Origin of the sequence: Stenotrophomonas sp. TWI377 (assembly GCF_039674525.1) — a bacterium.
Taxonomy (GTDB): Bacteria; Pseudomonadota; Gammaproteobacteria; order Xanthomonadales; family Xanthomonadaceae; genus Stenotrophomonas.
On sequence record NZ_JBDJNT010000002.1, the window covers coordinates 144,132 to 161,859 of the forward strand.

Consider the following 17,728-nt stretch of genomic DNA (forward strand, 5'->3'; position numbering starts at 1 on the left):
CCGCCTCAGCGCGCGGCGAGCGCCTGGGCGATCTCGGCCTGGAGGGCGCGCGCGGCGGCCTGCGGGTCGCTGGCGAGCCGGATCGGGCGGCCGACCACGATCGCATCGGCGCCGTCGGCAAAGGCCTGGGCCACGCCGACGGTGCGCTTCTGGTCATCGCCGACCGGCCCCCCGGGGCGGATGCCCGGGCAGACGATCGAGAACCCGGCGCCGGTGGCGGCGCGGATCGGCCCGGCCTCCTGGCCGGAGGCGATCACCCCGTCGATGCCGGCGGCCTGGGCGGCGAGCGCGCGTTCCACCACCACCTCGACCGGCTCGCGGTCGATGCCCATCTGGGCCAGGTCGCTGCGGCCCATCGAGGTCAGCACGGTCACCGCCAGCAGGCGCATGTCGCTGCCGTTGGCGGCCGCGCAGGCCTCCATCATCGCCGGGTGCCAGCCATGGATGGTGGCGTAGCTCACCGGCCACTGCGACAGGCGCTTGATCACCGCCGCGGCGGTGGCCGGGATGTCGAAGAACTTGAGATCGACGAACACCCGCTTGTCGCGTGCGGCCAGTGCATCGAGCACCTCGAAGTACTCGCCGGAGGCCAGCAGTTCCATGCCGATCTTGTAGAACGACACGGCATCGCCGAGACGATCGACCCAGGCCAGCGCATCGTCGCGGCCGGGCACGTCGAGCGCGAAGATCAGGCGCTCCTCGTCCCGCAGCGGCAGCGGCGCGCGGCTCACGGTGCGTAATCCAGCGCGGCGCGCTTGGCGTCGTGGCGGGCCTGGCGCGACTGGCTGTAATCGTTGTTGAACTGGGCCGGCTCGAAGCCGCCGTAGGTCGGGTTGGGCAGCATCCACCAGCGCTCGCCGAACCAGTCGTGATACTGCTGCAGCAGCGCGTCACGGCCATCGTTGGTGTTGGCGGTGACTTCCACGAAGTCGCCCAGCTGGTCACCGAACTGCATCAGCACGCGGTATTTCTGGCCGGCCAGGCGGCGGCGGCAGTTCTTTTCGCTGCCGGCCTGCTCGCAGCCGTCCACCACGGTGCCCAGGCCGAGGAACACGCTGTCATCGGCCACCGGCAGGCCCTGCTCGCGCAGGTTGGCCAGGGTGGCCTCCTTGAGGTGGACGGCGCGGTTGGAGATGTACAGCAGGGTCACGCCCTTGGCATTGGCGGCCTTGGCGAAATCGACCACGCCCGGAATCGCCTTGGCCTTCTTTTCAGCCACCCACTGGTCCCAGCTCAGCTCGTCGTATTCCTTGCCATCGCGCACCAGGCGCGCCTGGTAGGGCGAGTTGTCCAGCACGGTTTCATCCACATCCAGCACCACGGCAGGCTTCAGGCCCTTGGCGGCATTGCCGCGTTCTTCAGGCACCAGCGCGTCCCAGTTGGGCTCCTTGAGTGCCTTGTCCAGGTGATCGGCCGCCGAACGGTAGGTCTGCTCGGTGATTGCCCGGTACTCCTGCGAACGCTGCATCCACAGCACCGCGTTGAGGTTGTCATTGGCAGCCACGGCGGCATCGCCGGTGGCGACCGGCGCGCTCGCCGCGGCAGCGGCCGCCGGCGGGGCGGCATCGGCCGGGGTTTCAGTGCGCTTGCAGGCACTCAGTGCCAGCACGGCACAGGCAAGCACGGACAGGGAAACAGCACTACGACGCATGGCATTCACCGGCAACAGATTCGCGCCAGTTTACCGGCTTGTCCCGCGGCATTCATGCCACAGGCGGGGCTCGGCTATGCTGCACGCCCCTGAAACACCCCGGAGCGCCCCATGACCGACGACACCCAGACCCCTGCCCTGCCCGTGCTCAGCGCGGCCCAGGCCCGCGCGTTGGGCTGCCTGATCGAGAAGGAGGCGACCACCCCGGACGCCTACCCGCTGACGGTCAACGCCGCCCAGGTGGCGGCCAACCAGAAGACCGCCCGCGAGCCGGTCATGGCCCTGTCGGCCGGCGATGTGCACCACGCGTTGCGCCAGCTGGAGACCCTGGGCCTGGCGCGCCAGCAGTACTCCTCGCGCGCCGAGCGCTACGAGCACCGCGCCGGTGCCGCGCTGGACCTGACCCGCCAGCAACTGGCCATCCTGGGCCTGTTGCTGCTGCGCGGCCCGCAGACCCTCAATGAACTGCTGACCCGCAGCGAGCGGCTGGTCCGCTTCCAGGACGTGGACGAACTGCGCCACCACCTGGAGCGCATGATCCAGCGCGGCATGGCGATCCAGCTGCCGCGCGCCAGCGGCCAGCGCGAAGACCGCTACATGCATTTGATGGCCGGCCCGGTGGACGTGCAGGCCTTGGCCGAGCAGTACCGGTCGGCGCCGTCCGGCGGCGGCGGCAGCGGTGCCAATCCGGCGCTGGAGTCCCGCGTGCAGCAGCTGGAAGCCACCGTGGCCGAGCTGCAGGAACAGCTGGCGGAGCTGCGCGCACAGTTGGGGGGCTGAGAGCAGCCGACCAACGGTCGGCTCTACCCGTGCTGCGATTGGCTGGGGGGTGAAGCGCAGCCGACCAACGGTCGGCTCTACCGTTGGGGGGCCGGCGCGCCCGGGGTGGCGAACAACAGCACCACGTCTTCGTTTGGCGGCGGCAGCAGCAGGTCCCCCCGGTCCTCCATGCCCAGCTTGCGCAGCAGCGCGGCGGAGCGCACGTTGTCCGGCGAGACGATGCCGTACAGATCGGCATGACCGAGCACATCGCGTGCGTAGTGCATCACCCCGCGCGCGGCTTCGAATGCGTAGCCGTGGCCTTCGTACTGCGACAGCAGTGCATAACCGATATCCGGTGCCGGCAGCCCGGCGCGGCGGACCAGACCGGCGTTGCCCAGCCATGCGCCGTCCTCGCGGCGGATCACGGCGTACATGCCAAAGCCATTGAGGGTGTAGCTGCCGAGCACGCGCTCGGCGGTGTAGTCGCGCGCCTGCGCCAAGGTGCGTACGCCGCGGTCGGCGATGTTGCGGATGAAGCCCGGCTCGTTGAGCAGGGCCAGCATGTCGGCCGCGTCATGATCGGGATCGATCAGGCGCAGGTGCAGGCGGTCGGTCTGGATCACGGCGGACATGCGGGTACCGGTGGAAGGCGATACACCGATTGTGCAATGCGTGCCCCGAACACGGTAGAGCCGACCGTTGGTCGGCTGCGGGAACATGGTAGAACCGACCGTTGGTCGGCTGCGGGAACACGGTAGAGCCGACCGTTGGTCGGCTGCGGGAACATGGTAGAGCCGACCGTTGGTCGGCTGCTCTTCGAGCCGGGGATACGGCAGCCGACGCGCTTTGGGCAGCCGACCAACGGTCGGCTCTACCCGTGCGGTGGGTCAGTCGAACAGGGCCTGGATCGCGGCCAGGCCCGCGCTGGCGCGCTCTTTCTTGCGCGCGGCATCGGCGACGGGGTCAGCACCGTCGCGCTGCATTTCCTCGGCGGGTATCTCATCGAAGAAACGGCTGGGCTTGAGCCGCACGTGCTCGCCGAACTTGCGGGTGAGCTTGCTGTAACTCATCCACAGCTGCACCTTGGCGCGGGTGATACCCACGTACAACAGACGCCGCTCTTCCTGCAGGTTGCCTTCGTCCAGGCTGACCTGGTGTGGCAGTACGCCGTCCTCGCAGCCGATGATGAACACGTACGGGAATTCCAGGCCCTTGGAGGCGTGCATGGTCATCATCCGCACCTGGTTGCCGCCGTCGTCCTTGTCGTTGCGCGAGAGCAAGGCCAGCTGCGCGGCCAGATCCGCCGTGGAGGCACCCCGCGGGCCGCCTTCGAACCACTGCGCCAGTTCTTCCAGGTTGCCGAGGCGGCGCTGGTAGACCGACTCTTCCTTGCACGCACTGCGCAGGTCCGAGACCAGCCCGGAATCCTTCACCAGCTTGCGCACCAGATCGCCGGAGCTGAGCTTGGGCATTTCCGCGCGCAGATCGCGCAGGATATCGGTGAAGCGGCTCAGCCCGTTGGCCGCGCGCGGTGGCAGCTGCGAGAGCGCCCCGATCGCTTCGGCGGCATGCGCCATCGGCAGGTCTTTTTCCGAGGCCAGCTCGGCCAGCTTGGCCAGCGTGCCGGCACCCACTTCGCGCTTGGGTGACTGCACCGCACGCATGAACGCCGTATCGTCATCCGGGTTCACCAGCAGACGCAGCCAGGACAGCGTGTCCTTGACCTCCTGCCGTTCCAGGAACGCGGTGCCGCCGGTGATGTGGTACGGCGCACGCACCAGCTGCAGCGCTTTTTCCAGCGGCCGCGACTGGAAATTGCCGCGGAACAGGATGCAGAAATCGCTCCACGGAATCTTCTTGGAGGTGGCCAGGAAGGAGATTTCCGCCGCGACCTTTTCCGCTTCGTGCTCGCTGTTGCGGCACTCCCACACACGGATGCGCTCGCCGTCGGCCTGGTCGCTCCACAGCTTCTTGAGGTGTTCGTGCGGGTTGTTGGCGATCAGCGCGTTGGCCGCGCGCAGCACGCGGTTGGAGCAGCGGTAGTTCTGCTCCAGCTTGATGATTTCCAGCGCAGGATAATCGCGCGCCATCTGCTGCAGGTTTTCCGGGTTCGCACCGCGCCAGGCGTAGATCGACTGATCGTCATCGCCCACGCAGGTGAAGTTGCCCTTGCTGCCGGCCAGCTGCTTGAGCAGCCGGTACTGCGCATCGTTGGTGTCCTGGCATTCGTCGACCAGCAGGTAGCCGATGCGTTCGCGCCAGGCGATGGCGATCTCCGGATTCTCTTCCAGCACCTGCACCGGCAGGCGGATCAGATCATCGAAATCGACCGCGTTGAACGCAGTCAGGCGCAGCTGGTAGCGCTCGTAGACGCTGGCCGCTTCCTTCTCGCGCGTGCTGCGCGCCGCGGCCATCGCCTGCTCGGGTGAGAGGCCGGCGTTCTTGGCGCGCGAGATCAGGTTCTTCACGTCCTCGATGTCGTCCGGCTTGGCCCCGTACATCAGGTCCTTGACCTGCGCGGTCGAATCGTCGGCATCGAAGATCGAAAAGCCGCGCTTGAGCCCGACGGCCGCATGTTCAATCTGCAGGAACTTCAGCCCCAGCGCGTGGAACGTACAGATCGTCACTTCATCGGCGTCGTCACCGCGCAGGCGCTTGGCCACGCGCTCGCGCATTTCCTTGGCCGATTTGTTGGTGAAGGTGATCGCCGCGATCCGCCGCGCCGGGTAGCGCTTGCTGGCGATCAGCTGGCCGATCTTCTCCACGATCACGCGCGTCTTGCCGCTGCCCGCGCCCGCAAGCACCAGCAGAGGACCTTCGCAGTGCATCACTGCCGCGTGTTGGGGAGGATTGAGACCGTGCATGCCATCTCCAGGGGAGGGGCATTGTACCGGGCCTTGGTCAGCCCGCATCGACGTGCCACCAGCCGGATTGACGCCTTCACGGGGCTGGGGTATCCATTGTCCCGATCAACGCAGAGGACGCGACGCATGGCAATCGTCAGGAAGGCAAGCCGGGTATGCACCATGATCGCCGCCCTGGCCGCGCTGCCAGCATGGGGGCAGTCGAGTCAGCCGGACCTGCGCGCGCAGGATGCGCAGGACACCCACACCTTTCTGGCCAGCCATCCTGACCTGCGCTACCGCAAACTCGGCAAGGAGGCGCAGGCGCGTGGCCGCCTCGAAGAGGCGCGGCGCTTTTACCGGCTCGGCGCGCGCCATGCCGACAAGTTGTCCCAGGCCGCGCTTGCCGAGATGTGGTGGAACGGCCAGGGCGGCGATCAGGATCGGGCCCTGTCCTATGCCTGGATGGACCTGGCGGCCGAGCGCGGGACCGAATTCCTCCTGGTGCTGCGTGAGCGGTACTGGGCCGCGCTGACCCCGGACGAACAGACCCGCGCAGTGCAGCAAGGCCAAGCCCTGTACGCGGAGTTCGGAGACACGGTCGCCCAGCCCCGACAGGAGCGTGAGCTGCGTCGTGGCCTGCTTGAGGTCACTGGCAGCCGCACCGGCTGGGTCGGAGGCATGCGCATGCTGGTCCGCGATGATCGTGGCAAGCGTTACGTGGAACCGGACGTGTTCTATCGGGACGAATACTGGCAGCCTGACCAGTACTGGCACTGGCAGGCACAGCAACTGGAGGCCGCCGGGCGTACCATCGGCACCGGCAGCGTCGAGGTCGGCATCCCCACCGCCGTACCCGGTTCCCAGGACTGAATGAACACGGCACCATGCCCGGGCGCCCGAGCGGATAAAATCCCGGCATGGCCAAGCTCTATTTCTATTATTCGGCGATGAACGCCGGCAAGACCACGACCCTGCTGCAGTCGGCGCACAACTACCGCGAGCGGGGCATGCGCGTGGCAATCCTGACCCCACGGCTGGATGATCGCGCCGGGCGCGGCGTAGTGGCCTCGCGGATCGGCCTGAAGGCCGACGGGATCGCGTTCCAGCAGGACACCGACCTGCAGCAGCTGATCGCCGAGGACATCGCCACGCACGGCCTGCTGGGCTGCGTCCTCGTCGATGAGGCGCAGTTCCTGACCCGCAGCCAGGTCTGGCAGCTCAGCGAGGTGGTCGACCAGATGCGCATCCCGGTGCTGTGCTACGGCCTGCGCACCGATTTCCGCGGCGAGCTGTTCGAAGGCAGCCAGTACCTGCTGGCCTGGGCCGACGAGATGCAGGAGATCAAGACGATCTGCCACAGCGGCAAGAAGGCCACGATGACCGTGCGCGTGGACGAGCACGGCCACGCGGTGCAGGACGGGCCGCAGGTGGAGATCGGCGGCAACGAGCGCTATGTGTCGGTGAGCCGCGCGGAGTTCAAGAAGATCACGCGCGGCGAGGGAAGAATCGACCCGGCACAGGCCCCACTGCCGCTCTGATCAGTACAACGTGCGCTCCGGCGCACCCTTCGGCGGCGGGCTGTACTGGTACAGCCAGGTTTCGGTCAGCGTCTTGCCGCCACTGCGCAGGTACAGGCGGATGTCGATCTGCTCGGTGGAATCGTCTGGCGGCACCAGATCGAACATGGCGCGGTAGCCCTTGATCTCGCGCAGCGGGCGGGCCGAAACGATCTCGGTGCGGCCACGGCTGACCTGGACCACGGCGTCCACCTCACCCTTGTCGATCAACGCGGCCAGTTCGCCGCCTTCGAAATCGACCGCGAAGCGCCACGAGAAATACTCGCGCCGCTTGCCGATCACCCCGCCCAGGCCGGTGCGGCTGGCCACGCAGTGTGCCAGCGGCGTACGCGCCGGCGGCTCGGCGCCCCAGTACAGGCGGTAGCCGAGCAGCAGCTCCTGGCCCGGCTGCGGCTTGGCCTCGGGATTCCAGAACGCCACGATGTTGTCGAAGGTTTCATCCACGGTCGGGATTTCGACCAGCTGCACCGAGCCCTTGCCCCACTGCCCCTTCGGTTCCACCCACAGGCACGGGCGCTTCTCGTAGAAGACGCCGTCGTCCTGGTAGTGATCGAAATTGCGGTCGCGCTGGAGCAGGCCGAAGCCGCGCGGGTTGTTGTCCACGAACATGTTGAAGCGCAGGTGGTACGGGTTGCACAGCGGCCGCCAGATCCATTCACCGGCTCCGGTCCATATCGACAGGCCGTCGGTATCGTGGATCTCCGGGCGCCAGTCCCAGGCCATGCGGCGGTCGTTCTCGCCCACCTGGTACATGCTGGTGCACGGGGCGATGCCGAGCCGCTCGATCGCCTTGCGCGGGTACAGCGCGCAGTCGATGTCCATCAGCAGCACATCGCCGTTGGTGATCGCAAAGCGGTAGGCGCCGGTGGTGCTCGGCGAATCCAGCAGGGCGTACACCACCAGCGTGTTGGAGTCGGCCGCCGGCTGCTCGAGGTAATAGGCGATGAAATCCGGGAACTCCTCGGGCTTGCCCGTGCCGGTATCGATCGCCAGACCGCGCGCGGACTGGCCGTACTGGCCCTCTTTGCCGACTGCGCGGAAATAGCTGGCCCCCAGGAATGCGGCGAAGTCGCGGTCGGTGTCCTTGCGGGTGTTGAGACGGAAACCGGCAAAGCCCAGGTCGGCCGGCAGATGGCTGCCCTTCAGGCCACTCTTGCCGTAGTCGAACGCGGCGCCGTCGTAGGCCAGCTCCTGCGCCTTGCCGTCGGTCACGTCGAACATCCGCACCGGCGAGTGGAAGTACAGGCCGAGGTGGAAGAACTTGGCCTGGTAGCGACCGGGCTGGTCGGCCCACAGCGCGTGATCCTGGCGGTACTGGATCGACTGGTACTGATCCCAGTCCAGCGCTTCGACCGGACCCGGCAGGGTGCGCTTGTGGCTCTGGTAGGCGGCCTGGGACAGCGCGCGGGCCTGCCCCTTCAGCGAGGCGAAATCGAACGGCTGCGGCTCGCCCAGCCGGCGCAGGCCGACCTGGTTGCCCTGCGCGGCACACGCCGGCAGTGCAGGCAGGCCGAAGGCGGCCAGGGCCACGGAGGCATTGCGGAGGAAGTCGCGTCGTTGCATGCAGGCAGCGATGGCAAGGGAGGGCCGGCCATCATAGGCACGCAGACGTTAATTCGCCGAGGTGAATGCGCGGCGGCGTTCAGCCAGCGTGCTCAGGGGCGGCCGCGATCTGCGCCGGTGCGCATGCCTGCCGCATCTGGTTCACCTCCTGCAGCAGCTGCCCGCCCTGCGGCCACTGTGCCTGCAGCTCCTGCTGCAGCTGCCCCAGCGCCTCACGCGCACGCGCCGGTGCGCTCGTGCAGTCCAGCTCCGCCATCGCGGCGCGGGCGCGCCAGCGCAGGACGCGGCTGCCCTGATCGGCGGCGTCGCCCACCAGCAACGGGGCCAGCGCGCGGCGTGCTTCCACGGCCTGGCCCATGCGGCCCAGATTGCGGCCCCAGGCCAGTTGCAGCGCGCGCTGCAGCGCCGGGCTGGACGGACCCGCCCGGTCCACCCGGCGCATCAGCGCCGCCAGTTGCTCGCCGGCCTGATGCGGGTCGCCGTAGGCGCTGACCAGTTCGGCCATGCGCCGATCCGCCTGCTGCACGGACGCATCGTCGTCGCCCCGTTGCGCCGCCTGCCACTGCCGGCCCTCATGCAGGGCAGCCAGCGCCGCCTGCCAGCGCCCCGCCTGGGCCAAGGCTTCGCCCAGGTCATACAGGCCCTGCGGCAGCAGCCCCACGCAGTCGGGTTGCCGCCAGATCGCCACCGCCCGGGCGAAGTCATCGATCGCCACGGTGCTGTCACCGCGCTCCAGTGCCAACCGGCCCAGCGCGTGCCAGGTCAGCCCGGTGTCGCGGTGTTGCTCGCCCAGGGCCTGCCGGGTCAGGTGATGGACCTGCTGCAGCTGGGTCTGGGCCTGCTGAAGATCACCGCGCTGCATCGCCAGCAGGGCACGCAAGCGACGGATCGACAGGGTTTCCGGGTGATCCGGCCCATACATGCCCACCGCATCGGCACTGGCGATCTTCAGGGCCCGCTCGGCCGCGTCCAGATCGCCCTGCGCAGCCAGCGTCTCGCCCATGTGCCGGCGCAGCGCGATCAACTGGGGATACCGCACGGTGTCACCGGCCTGCAGCAGCTGCAGCGCTTGCCGGTAGCCGGCCAGTGCCGCCGCGGCGCGGCCATCGTCGCTGTCCAGTGCGGCCAGGTCGGCCAGGCTCTCGGAGGTGCCGGGGGTATCGCGCAGTACATCGCGCCGCAGCACCCGTGCCTGTTCGAAGGCAGCGCGGGCGTTGTCGCGGTACCCCAGAAGTTGTTGGCAGCGCCCGAGTTGGGTGTGGTACTCGGCCACGGCCGCCGGCAGCCGCAGGCGGTACTCGGCGGCCAGCGCCTGCATCGGAGTGAGGTGGGTCACGCACTCGCGCGAGCGGCCCAGCATGCGCAGCGCACGGCCGCGCTGGGTCACCGCTTCCAGCTGCAGGGTGGGCGGCACCTCGCCGGCCTCCTCCAGCAGCGCGCGTTGTCGGTCCAGCGTCTGCAGCGCCAGCTGGTAGTCGCCCATGCCGATCCGCAGCCGGCCGATCACGCCCTCCAGCTCGGCCAGCGACAGCGGTTGATCGCGCAGTTCCGCCTCACCGCGTTGTTGACCGGTGGCCAGCAGCTGGCGCAGATCGAAGCTGCCATGGCGCACGCCGGCGGCGCGATCGAACAGGCCGACCGTGAAATCCTGCATGGCCTGGGCACGCGCGATCTCCCGCCGCGCCTGCTGCATCTGCCACAACGCAGTCAATGCCAATGCGAGCAGCGCCAGCACGGCCATGCTGCCCAACGCTACGCCCCAGCGATGCCGGCCCAGATATTTGCGCAGCCGGTAGCCCACATGCTGCGGGCGCGCGTGGATCGGGCGGCCTTCGAGGAAGCGGCGCAGGTCCTGGGCCAGGGCTTCCACCGAGGCGTAGCGCTGCGCAGGTTCCTTCTGCAGGGCCTTGAGCAGGATGGTGTCCAGATCGCCGCGCAGGCGCCGCGACAGGCGCCGGGCTGCCCCGGCCTGTTCGCCACCGGCGGCGGCCACGCGCGCCATGACGGCCGAGGCGCGCGGTGCCTGCACCTCCAGGATCGAGCGCTCCCACTCGGCATCGCTGTGCCGGCGCAGGCGATAGGGCTTCTGCCCGGTGATCACCTCGAACAGCACCACGCCCAGCGAGTACACATCGGTCAGCGTGGACACCGGCTCGCCGCGGACCTGTTCCGGCGCGGCGTAGTGCAGGGTGAACGCCCGCGCTTCGGTGGGGGGATGCACGGGTGGTTTGCCTTCGTCATCGTCGAGCAGCTTGGCGATGCCGAAATCCAGCAGCTTCACGTCGCCCTCGGCCGTGACCAGGATGTTGGAGGGCTTGAGGTCGCGGTGCACGATCAGGTTGGCATGCGCATGGCTGACCACCGCGCAGACCTGCAACATCAGCTGCAGCCGCCGCTCCAGCGGGAGCGCCAGGCGCTGGCAGTGCTCGGTGATCGGCTCGCCTTCCACGTAGGCCAGCGCAAGGTAAGGCTGCCCCTGCAGATCCACGCCGGCATCCAGCAGATGGGCCAGGTTCGGGTGCTGCAGCCGCGCCAGAATCTCGCGTTCGCGGCTGAAGCGCTGACGCAGGCCGGGATCGGCGTAGCCGCTGCGCAGCAGCTTCAGCGCGACCTGGCGCTCATACAGGCCATCGGCGCGCTCGGCCAGCCAGACCTCGCCCATCCCGCCCTCGCCGAGGGGCCGGAGCAAGCGGTAGGGGCCGACGCGCGTGCCCACCCGGCTGTCCTCCGGCGCGGCGGTCCACAGCGGCTGGGCCAGGAACTCGTGGCTGTCGCGCTCATGCGCGAGCAGGCGCTCCACATCGTCGGCCAGGCCCGGATCCTCCACACGCAGGCGCGCGAGCCGCTGCTCACGCGCCGGTTCGGGCAGTTCCAGCAATTGATCCAGCAGGCAGGACAACTGCCGCCAGCGTGACGCCTCCATCGGTCCTCTCCCCGGACGATGCGTGGCTTTTCAGGGTTCCCCGACCGAGGCCAGCAGGAACATGCGCGCCTTCTGCCAGTCGCGGCGGATGCTGCGTTCCGAGCGTTGGCACAGGTCGGCAATCTCCTGCTCGGACAGGCCGGCGAAGTACCGCAGTTCCACCACCTTGGCCAGGTGCGCATCCACCGCATGCAGTTGGGCCAGCGCCACATCCAGCGCCAGCAGATCTTCATCCAGACGCACGCCGCTGCTGCTGTTCTCGGGCAGCTCCACCCGCTTGAGGTCGCCGCCGCGTTTGCGCGCCAGCCGGTTGCGTGCGTAATCGACCACCACGCTGCGCATCGCCGAGGCGGCGTAGGCGAAGAAATGCGCGCGGTCCTCGAAGCGGGCCGCACCCCGGGAGCCGAGCAGCTTCAGGTAGGACTCGTGCACCAGCGAGGTGGCATCCAGGGTGCGCCCCTGCTGCCCGGCCAGCTGCCGGCGGGCCATGCTGTGCAGCTCGTGATAGAGCAGGGTCAGGACCCGGTCGAGCGCGGCGCGGTCGCCCGCCCGGGCCGAATCCAGCCACACGGTGATATCCGGTCCTTCGTCCATCGCACACCCCCGCCGGTGACGTTGGGCGGACTATACCGCCGGGCAGGCGACAGGCGCGCGACGATTCAGCGCTGGCAGTGCCCGCACCAGACGCTGGCGCGCTGGCCGATGGTGGCGTGGCGGAGCAGCCGGCCACACTGGCGGCAGGGCTCGCCTTCACGCCCGTAGACCAGCAGCTCCTGCTCGAAGTAGCCCGGCGCCCCGTCCGGGTTGATGAAATCGCGCAGGGTGGTGCCGCCGCGGGTGATGGCGTAGGCCAGGATCTGTTTCACCGCATCGGCCAGGCGCTGATAGCGCGCGCGGGAGATCTTGCCGGCCTCGCGCAGCGGGTTGATCCCGGCCATGAACAGGCTTTCGGCGGCATAGATGTTGCCCACCCCGACCACGATGCCCTGGTCCATCAGGAAGGTCTTCACCGAGGCGCTGCGGCCACGGCTGCGGGCGAACAGGTAGTCGCCATCGAACGCGTCATCCAGCGGCTCGGGCCCCAGCGCTGCCAGCAGCTCATGGGTTTCCCCGGCCGGCTGCCAGAGCAGGCTGCCGAACCGGCGCGGGTCGTTGAAGCGCAGCAGGCGGCCGTTGTCCAGGCTGATGTCGACGTGGTCGTGTGCGCGCACCGGGGTGTCGCCGGGCAGTACGCGCAGGCTGCCGGACATGCCCAGGTGCAGCAGTGCGCTGCCAATGGCGGTATCGAGCAGCAGGTACTTGGCGCGGCGGCGCACGCCCTGGATGGCCTGCCCGGGGAGCAGCGTGCTGATCTCCGGCGGGATTGGCCAGCGCAGGTCGGGCCGGCGCAGGATCACGCCGTGGACGTTGCGGCCTTCCAGGTGCGGGGCCAGGCCGCGACGGGTGGTTTCTACTTCGGGAAGCTCGGGCATGGGGGGATTCTAAGGCGTCCCCCGATGAACCGCGGTAGAGCGTGCGCTGCCTCGCGGCGGTCCGGGCGCGACGTTCAGCGCGGCGGCGCAGCCAACTCGCGCGCACTCAGATACCCGTCGCCATTCGCATCCTGTTTGTGGAACCGCTGGATCAGCGTCTGCCGCTGCTGCTCCCGCGTGATCGACGGGCCTTTGCCACCGGGCAGCTCATCGGCGCTGAGCACGCCATCGCCGTTGCGGTCCATGCGGTCAAAGGCGTACAGCAGCCACTGCACGTATTCCTCCACGCTGACCCGGCCGTCGCCGTCGGTGTCCATGCGCTGCAGGTAGCTGCCGGTATCCGTGACCTGCGCCTGTGCCGTCGCGCCGAGCAGGCCCACGGCCAGGCCCACACACGCGAAACGCCGCACAAGGCGGCGTTTCGCGGAGACGTTCCCGGTTGGGAAGCGCATCGATCAGTGCGCCGTCAGTGCGTAGCCTTTCAGGCGCGCGGCGTAGTTCTGCAGCGCGGCGATGCCACTGGCTTCGGCTTCATGGCACCAGGCCTGCAGCAGCTTCAAGCGCTCGGCGGCGTCATTACCGCGCGCTTCCAGCAGGGCCGCCAGACGCGCGCGGTGTTCGACCAGCACGCGGATCCGCGGGCGCTGCTCGACCCACGTGCTGAGCTGGGCGCGGCAATCCGGCTTGAGCCAGCGGCCGTCGTTGACCAGGCCACGGCGCATGCGGCGCGGCAGCAGCTTGCGCAGCTTGGCGCCGGCCATCGCGGCCTCTTCGCGCAGGGCCGGCACGAATACGTTGCGCTGGTAATCGGTCATCGCCTGGAAGCGATGCGACAGCAGGGCCTTGAGGGTTTCCGCATCCGGCACGGCGATGTTCGGGCGCACGTCCATGCTCGGCGCCACGCGCAGCACCTTGGCCAGACGCACCGCCTGCAGGCCGCGGATCACCGCCCAGCCGATGTCGAACTCCCAGCGGCGCATCGAGAAGCGCGCCGAGCTCGGGAAGGCATGGTGGTTGTTGTGCAGCTCTTCGCCGCCCACCCAGAACGCCCACGGCGTCAGATTGGTGGAGGTGTCGGCCGATTCGAAGTTGCGGTAGCCCCACCAGTGGCCCAGGCCATTGATGACGCCGGCGGCCCAGAACGGGATCCAGGCCATCTGGATCGCCCACAGGGCCACGCCGGGCAGGCCGAACAGCACGCTGTTGATCACCAGCAGCGCGACAGGGCCGAGATTGGCGTGCGGGGTGTACAGGTGACGCTCGATCCAGTCATCCGGAGCACCGCGGCCGTACTGCTCGATGTCCGCGCGCATCGCGCGGGCCTCGCGGTACAGCTCCACGCCCCGCCAGAACACCATGCCGATGCCCTTGGTCACCGGGCTGTGCGGGTCTTCATCGGTTTCCACCTTGGCGTGGTGCTTGCGATGGATCGCCACCCACTCCTTGGTGATCATGGAGGTGGTGAGCCAGGTCCAGAAGCGGAAGAAGTGCGCGATCACCGGGTGGAAATCCACCCCCCGGTGCGCCTGGCTGCGGTGCAGATACAGCGTCACGGCAAAGATGGTCAGCTGGGTGAACACCAGCAGCACCAGACCCATGCCCCACCAGCCGAGGCCGACGACACCGCCGGTCAGGAAGTTGAGGAGCGTATCGAACATCGCAGGACTCCGGGCCGCAGTCGGCCGTCAAGGAAACAGGGATACCTTCGGACATGATGGGGCCAGACGTTGCAAACTTCATCCCTTCGATGCCATTTTTGCGCAGTCATTCAGTTCTCCCCTTACCTTCGTGAGCATGCCCCCGCATTCATGACAGTCGCAGCCTCACCGGCGGTGCCGGCCTCCCCCGTCCCCCTGATCGAGCTCGACCGCGCCTGTGTCATCCGCGGCCAGGTCCGGGTCCTGCACGATCTCAGCCTGCGCATCGAACAGGGCCAGCACACCGCGCTGCTCGGCCCCAATGGCTGCGGCAAGTCGTCCTTCATCAAGCTGATCACCCGCGAGCTGTACCCGCTGGCGCACGGTGATGGCACGGTGGCGGTGCGCGTGCTCGGCCAGAACCGCTGGCAGGTGGACCGGCTGCGCTCGCAGCTGGGCATCGTCACCGGCGACCTGAGCAGCAATCTTTCCGACATGCCCGGGCTGACCGTGGAAGAGGCGGTGCTGACCGGCTTCTTCGCCAGCTTCGTGGTGCCGGCCTTCCGCGAGGTGAGCCCGGAGATGCGCGAGCGCGCGCGTGAAACCCTGGCCATGACCGGTGCCCTGCCGCTGCTGCAGCGCGGCTATGCCGAACTCTCGGCCGGCGAAACCCGGCGCGTGCTGATCGCCCGGGCGCTGGTGAACCGCCCACAGGCCCTGCTGCTGGATGAACCCTCCACCGGGCTGGACCTGATCGCGCGCGAGCAGCTGATCGCCACCATGCGTGAGCTCGCCCGCCAGGGCATCACCCTGGTGCTGGTCACTCATCACATCGAGGAGATCATCCCTGAGATCGAGCGGGTGGTGATGCTGCGCGGCGGCAAGATCCTCGCTGACGGCCCGCGCGCGGAGCTGCTGCGCGATGCACCGTTGTCCCAGCTGTTCGGCGGCCCGATCCGGGTGGTGGATCAGGCCGGCCGATTGAGTGCGTTCGCGGGTTAGGTCACGCAGCCTAGAACCTCACCGCCACCGCACGCGATTCGATCGGTGCCATCCGGCTCTGGTCCTGCAACTGCAGGTCGCGCACTTCGAACGGGGCGGCATAGCCACTCGGCAACGCCACGCTGGCGAACGGCAGGCGCAGCTCACCCGCCCCTGCCGTCGCGAACCACGCCGCACTGTGTGCCTGCGCGACGGGCCGCAGCGTCCCGTCCGGGCCGGTGGCATACAGCGTACCGCGCGCCTCGTAGCGGCCGGGCGCACCGATCTGCAACGGCAGGCGCACCTCGCGGCGGCTGGCATCCGCCTCGACCTGGCCCTGGAAGCGCGCCGTCGGCTGCGCCACCGCAAACGCCACCTTGGCATCGCGCTGCACGCCGTCGGCACTGACGAACGCCTGCAGCTCCCACAGCCCCTGCGCCGTGCCGATGTCCTGCGGCACCGTCACCTGGGCACGTAGACCGTCTTTGGCGGCGACCAGCGGCACCGGCCAGCTGCGGCCATCCGGCGCCACCAGCAGGGCCTCGCCCACGGCCGGCAGCGGCCGCGTACTGGCACGGGCGGGCCGTGCCGCAGCCGCGCCACCGTCGTTGACCAGACGCGCGCTCAGCGCCAGCGTGCCCCCGGCGAGCACCCGTTCGCTGCTCGCCTGCAGCTGCAGGGCGATCGGGCTGTTGGGTTCCAGCACCTGCACCACGTAGCGGCCCTGGGCCTGTGTGCTCTGCAGCCGGTAGCTGCCGACCGCCGATGTGGTGCCCGTGCGGACCATGGCCGTGCCCGTGCCGACCGACATCCCGGCCGCGCGCAGTTGCTGCTCATCGACCACCTGGGCCACCGCCAGCGCACCGGCCGGGTCACGCACCTGCCATTGGGTGGTATCCAGCGCACGCGCGCCCTGCACCGGACTGAGCTGGATCACCGCGTCGGGCGCGGTCAGCGGCAAGGCCAGGCCCTGCTGCAGCGCCGGCGCGTCCACCATCTCCCAGTAGCTGCGGCTGCTGGCCATGAAGGCCGGCGCAGCGGCCAGTGCCTGGGCGGGATCCAGCGCCCACGCAAAGCTGAGCGGTGCCTGCTCCACCGGTCCGGCCGGCAGGGGCGCACGCTCTACCGCACGCGGGACCTGGTCGCTGGCGCGGGCGGCCAGCAACGGTTGTGCCGCCTGCAGTGGCAAGGCTGCCAGGGCGGCGAGCAGGGCCACCGCGATCGTCGTCTGTCGCATCATCGGGAGGCTCCTCACAGGGTCAGGTCGTTGCGCAGGATCGTGCCCAGGCCGAAGCATTCGCGCCGGCTCTGGTTGTGGCTGAGCGGCTCGGCGCCCCGGGTGCGCTGCGTGTCGGTGAACCAGGTCGTACCGGCCGCCTTCTGGCTGCTGCACTCCAGGAAGCCATCCGAGCAGCTGTTCAACCAGTTCTGGGTGAACTCCAGGCCCACGTTCTGCGCATAGCCACCGCAGTAGCTGTTGCTGTCCCACACCGCCGATTCCACATCCGAGCCGACCACGGCGCGGAACGGCTTGGGCAACGCAGGGCGGCCAGCGGTGCCGTACAGGTTCTGCGCGTTGTAGGTGGCCATGTGGCCCACCTGCTGCTGCCGCACGGCATCGCTCTTGTAGCCCAGCAGCCAGCCCACCGAGGTTTCGAACACGTTGCCGTTGAGCACCGCGTCGGCGAGCGGCGTGCCGGCCGAGGACGGCGCCAGCGCAGTGACCTTGCTGACCGTCTGGATGATCTTCGGATAGCGGCTGTCATAGGTGGGGTTGGAGAGGATCCAGCGCACCACGTTGCCGCCGTTGGAATGGGTGATCACCACCAGTTTGGTGATGCCCTTGCTGTTGATGAAGGTGGTCAGCTGCCCGGCCAGGCAACCCGCCGCCTCGGGCGTCCACATGTACTGTTCGAAATCACAGTTGATGACCGTGTAGTTGCTGCTGTTGGGCAGCCCCTGGCGCACGGTGTCGATGATGCCCGGCTGCCAGTAGTCCGTACGTGCGTCGGTCTGCTTGCCGGTGCCGTGCACGAACGCCACGCCCACCACATCGGCCGCGTGCGTGGTGCCGCACGCCAGCATCAGACCCAGGGCGAGACCGCCACCCCACCTTCCCGCGTTGCTTCGCATCCGCTGTCTCCTTGCAGGTGATCCCCCTGATGACGGCGCTGCCGCGTTGCCATGGGGTGCATATATCCATGGAGATATGACGATCGATGGCGCCTGCGATGACGCTATGTCGTGCGACCCATGAAATCCGTGAACCAGTCGCGGGTTTCCGTCATCCGGGGCACGGCCATGCCGGATCTGGCC

At 68.8% G+C, this 17,728-nt stretch carries 16 protein-coding genes; 4 read left to right on the forward strand and 12 right to left on the reverse strand.

What is annotated here, in order from left to right; genetic code table 11:
• Window positions 1–5: 5 nt before the first annotated feature.
• Window positions 6–731, reverse strand: a complete 726-nt coding sequence (gene pyrF, locus ABE546_RS04030) for an orotidine-5'-phosphate decarboxylase (RefSeq protein WP_313210633.1) — start codon at window positions 729–731, stop codon at window positions 6–8.
• On the reverse strand, window positions 728–1,651 hold the full coding sequence (locus tag ABE546_RS04035) for a 5'-nucleotidase, lipoprotein e(P4) family (protein WP_313210631.1): 924 nt from the start codon (window positions 1,649–1,651) through the stop codon (window positions 728–730). The genes pyrF and ABE546_RS04035 overlap by 4 nt, the downstream gene beginning before the upstream one ends.
• Before the next feature lie 111 nt (window positions 1,652–1,762).
• Here ABE546_RS04035 and ABE546_RS04040 point away from each other — a divergent pair, with 111 nt between their 5' ends.
• On the forward strand, window positions 1,763–2,431 hold the full coding sequence (locus ABE546_RS04040; RefSeq protein WP_346462761.1) for a DUF480 domain-containing protein: 669 nt from the start codon (window positions 1,763–1,765) through the stop codon (window positions 2,429–2,431).
• 77 nt (window positions 2,432–2,508) lie between these two features.
• On the opposite strand, the gene ABE546_RS04045 is transcribed toward ABE546_RS04040, so the two are convergent.
• Complete coding sequence (locus ABE546_RS04045) at window positions 2,509–3,045, reverse strand: GNAT family N-acetyltransferase (RefSeq protein ID WP_346462762.1); 537 nt, start codon at window positions 3,043–3,045, stop codon at window positions 2,509–2,511.
• A gap of 255 nt (window positions 3,046–3,300) precedes the next feature.
• On the reverse strand, window positions 3,301–5,277 hold the full coding sequence (locus ABE546_RS04050) for a UvrD-helicase domain-containing protein (protein WP_176990295.1): 1,977 nt from the start codon (window positions 5,275–5,277) through the stop codon (window positions 3,301–3,303).
• Window positions 5,278–5,439: 162 nt separating this feature from the next.
• Here ABE546_RS04050 and ABE546_RS04055 point away from each other — a divergent pair, with 162 nt between their 5' ends.
• Together ABE546_RS04055 and ABE546_RS04060 are read left to right on the forward strand one after the other, a co-directional pair.
• A complete protein-coding gene (locus tag ABE546_RS04055) occupies window positions 5,440–6,129 on the forward strand; it encodes a hypothetical protein (protein ID WP_346462763.1) in 690 nt (229 codons plus the stop codon).
• A gap of 47 nt (window positions 6,130–6,176) precedes the next feature.
• Window positions 6,177–6,797 carry a thymidine kinase gene (locus ABE546_RS04060; protein ID WP_313210619.1) on the forward strand — a complete coding sequence of 207 codons (621 nt, stop codon included), beginning with the start codon at window positions 6,177–6,179 and terminating at the stop codon, window positions 6,795–6,797.
• Here the strand turns inward: ABE546_RS04060 and ABE546_RS04065 are convergent, their stop codons facing one another.
• The 6 genes from ABE546_RS04065 to ABE546_RS04090 all read right to left on the reverse strand — a co-directional run bounded on the left by ABE546_RS04065 (window position 6,798) and on the right by ABE546_RS04090 (window position 14,452).
• The gene (locus tag ABE546_RS04065; protein WP_346462764.1) at window positions 6,798–8,399 is read right to left on the reverse strand and encodes a glucan biosynthesis protein D; all 1,602 of its coding nucleotides are present in this window, start codon (window positions 8,397–8,399) and stop codon (window positions 6,798–6,800) included.
• Window positions 8,400–8,478: 79 nt separating this feature from the next.
• On the reverse strand, window positions 8,479–11,322 hold the full coding sequence (locus ABE546_RS04070) for a protein kinase (protein WP_346462765.1): 2,844 nt from the start codon (window positions 11,320–11,322) through the stop codon (window positions 8,479–8,481).
• 30 nt (window positions 11,323–11,352) lie between these two features.
• A complete protein-coding gene (locus tag ABE546_RS04075) occupies window positions 11,353–11,916 on the reverse strand; it encodes an ECF-type sigma factor (protein ID WP_088435324.1) in 564 nt (187 codons plus the stop codon).
• A gap of 65 nt (window positions 11,917–11,981) precedes the next feature.
• Window positions 11,982–12,794 (reverse strand): bifunctional DNA-formamidopyrimidine glycosylase/DNA-(apurinic or apyrimidinic site) lyase, encoded by an 813-nt coding sequence (gene mutM, locus ABE546_RS04080; protein WP_313210611.1) that lies wholly within the window; start codon window positions 12,792–12,794, stop codon window positions 11,982–11,984.
• Window positions 12,795–12,868: 74 nt separating this feature from the next.
• A complete protein-coding gene (locus tag ABE546_RS04085; RefSeq protein WP_346462766.1) occupies window positions 12,869–13,246 on the reverse strand; it encodes an EF-hand domain-containing protein in 378 nt (125 codons plus the stop codon).
• 3 nt (window positions 13,247–13,249) lie between these two features.
• Complete coding sequence (locus ABE546_RS04090) at window positions 13,250–14,452, reverse strand: fatty acid desaturase (protein ID WP_123730986.1); 1,203 nt, start codon at window positions 14,450–14,452, stop codon at window positions 13,250–13,252.
• Window positions 14,453–14,602: 150 nt separating this feature from the next.
• Here ABE546_RS04090 and ABE546_RS04095 point away from each other — a divergent pair, with 150 nt between their 5' ends.
• Window positions 14,603–15,433 carry an ATP-binding cassette domain-containing protein gene (locus tag ABE546_RS04095; protein ID WP_346462767.1) on the forward strand — a complete coding sequence of 277 codons (831 nt, stop codon included), beginning with the start codon at window positions 14,603–14,605 and terminating at the stop codon, window positions 15,431–15,433.
• A gap of 10 nt (window positions 15,434–15,443) precedes the next feature.
• Here the strand turns inward: ABE546_RS04095 and ABE546_RS04100 are convergent, their stop codons facing one another.
• On the reverse strand, window positions 15,444–16,652 hold the full coding sequence (locus ABE546_RS04100; RefSeq protein WP_346462768.1) for a DUF4785 domain-containing protein: 1,209 nt from the start codon (window positions 16,650–16,652) through the stop codon (window positions 15,444–15,446).
• 11 nt (window positions 16,653–16,663) lie between these two features.
• Window positions 16,664–17,497, reverse strand: a complete 834-nt coding sequence (locus tag ABE546_RS04105; protein WP_313210650.1) for a hypothetical protein — start codon at window positions 17,495–17,497, stop codon at window positions 16,664–16,666.
• Window positions 17,498–17,728: the final 231 nt, after the last annotated feature.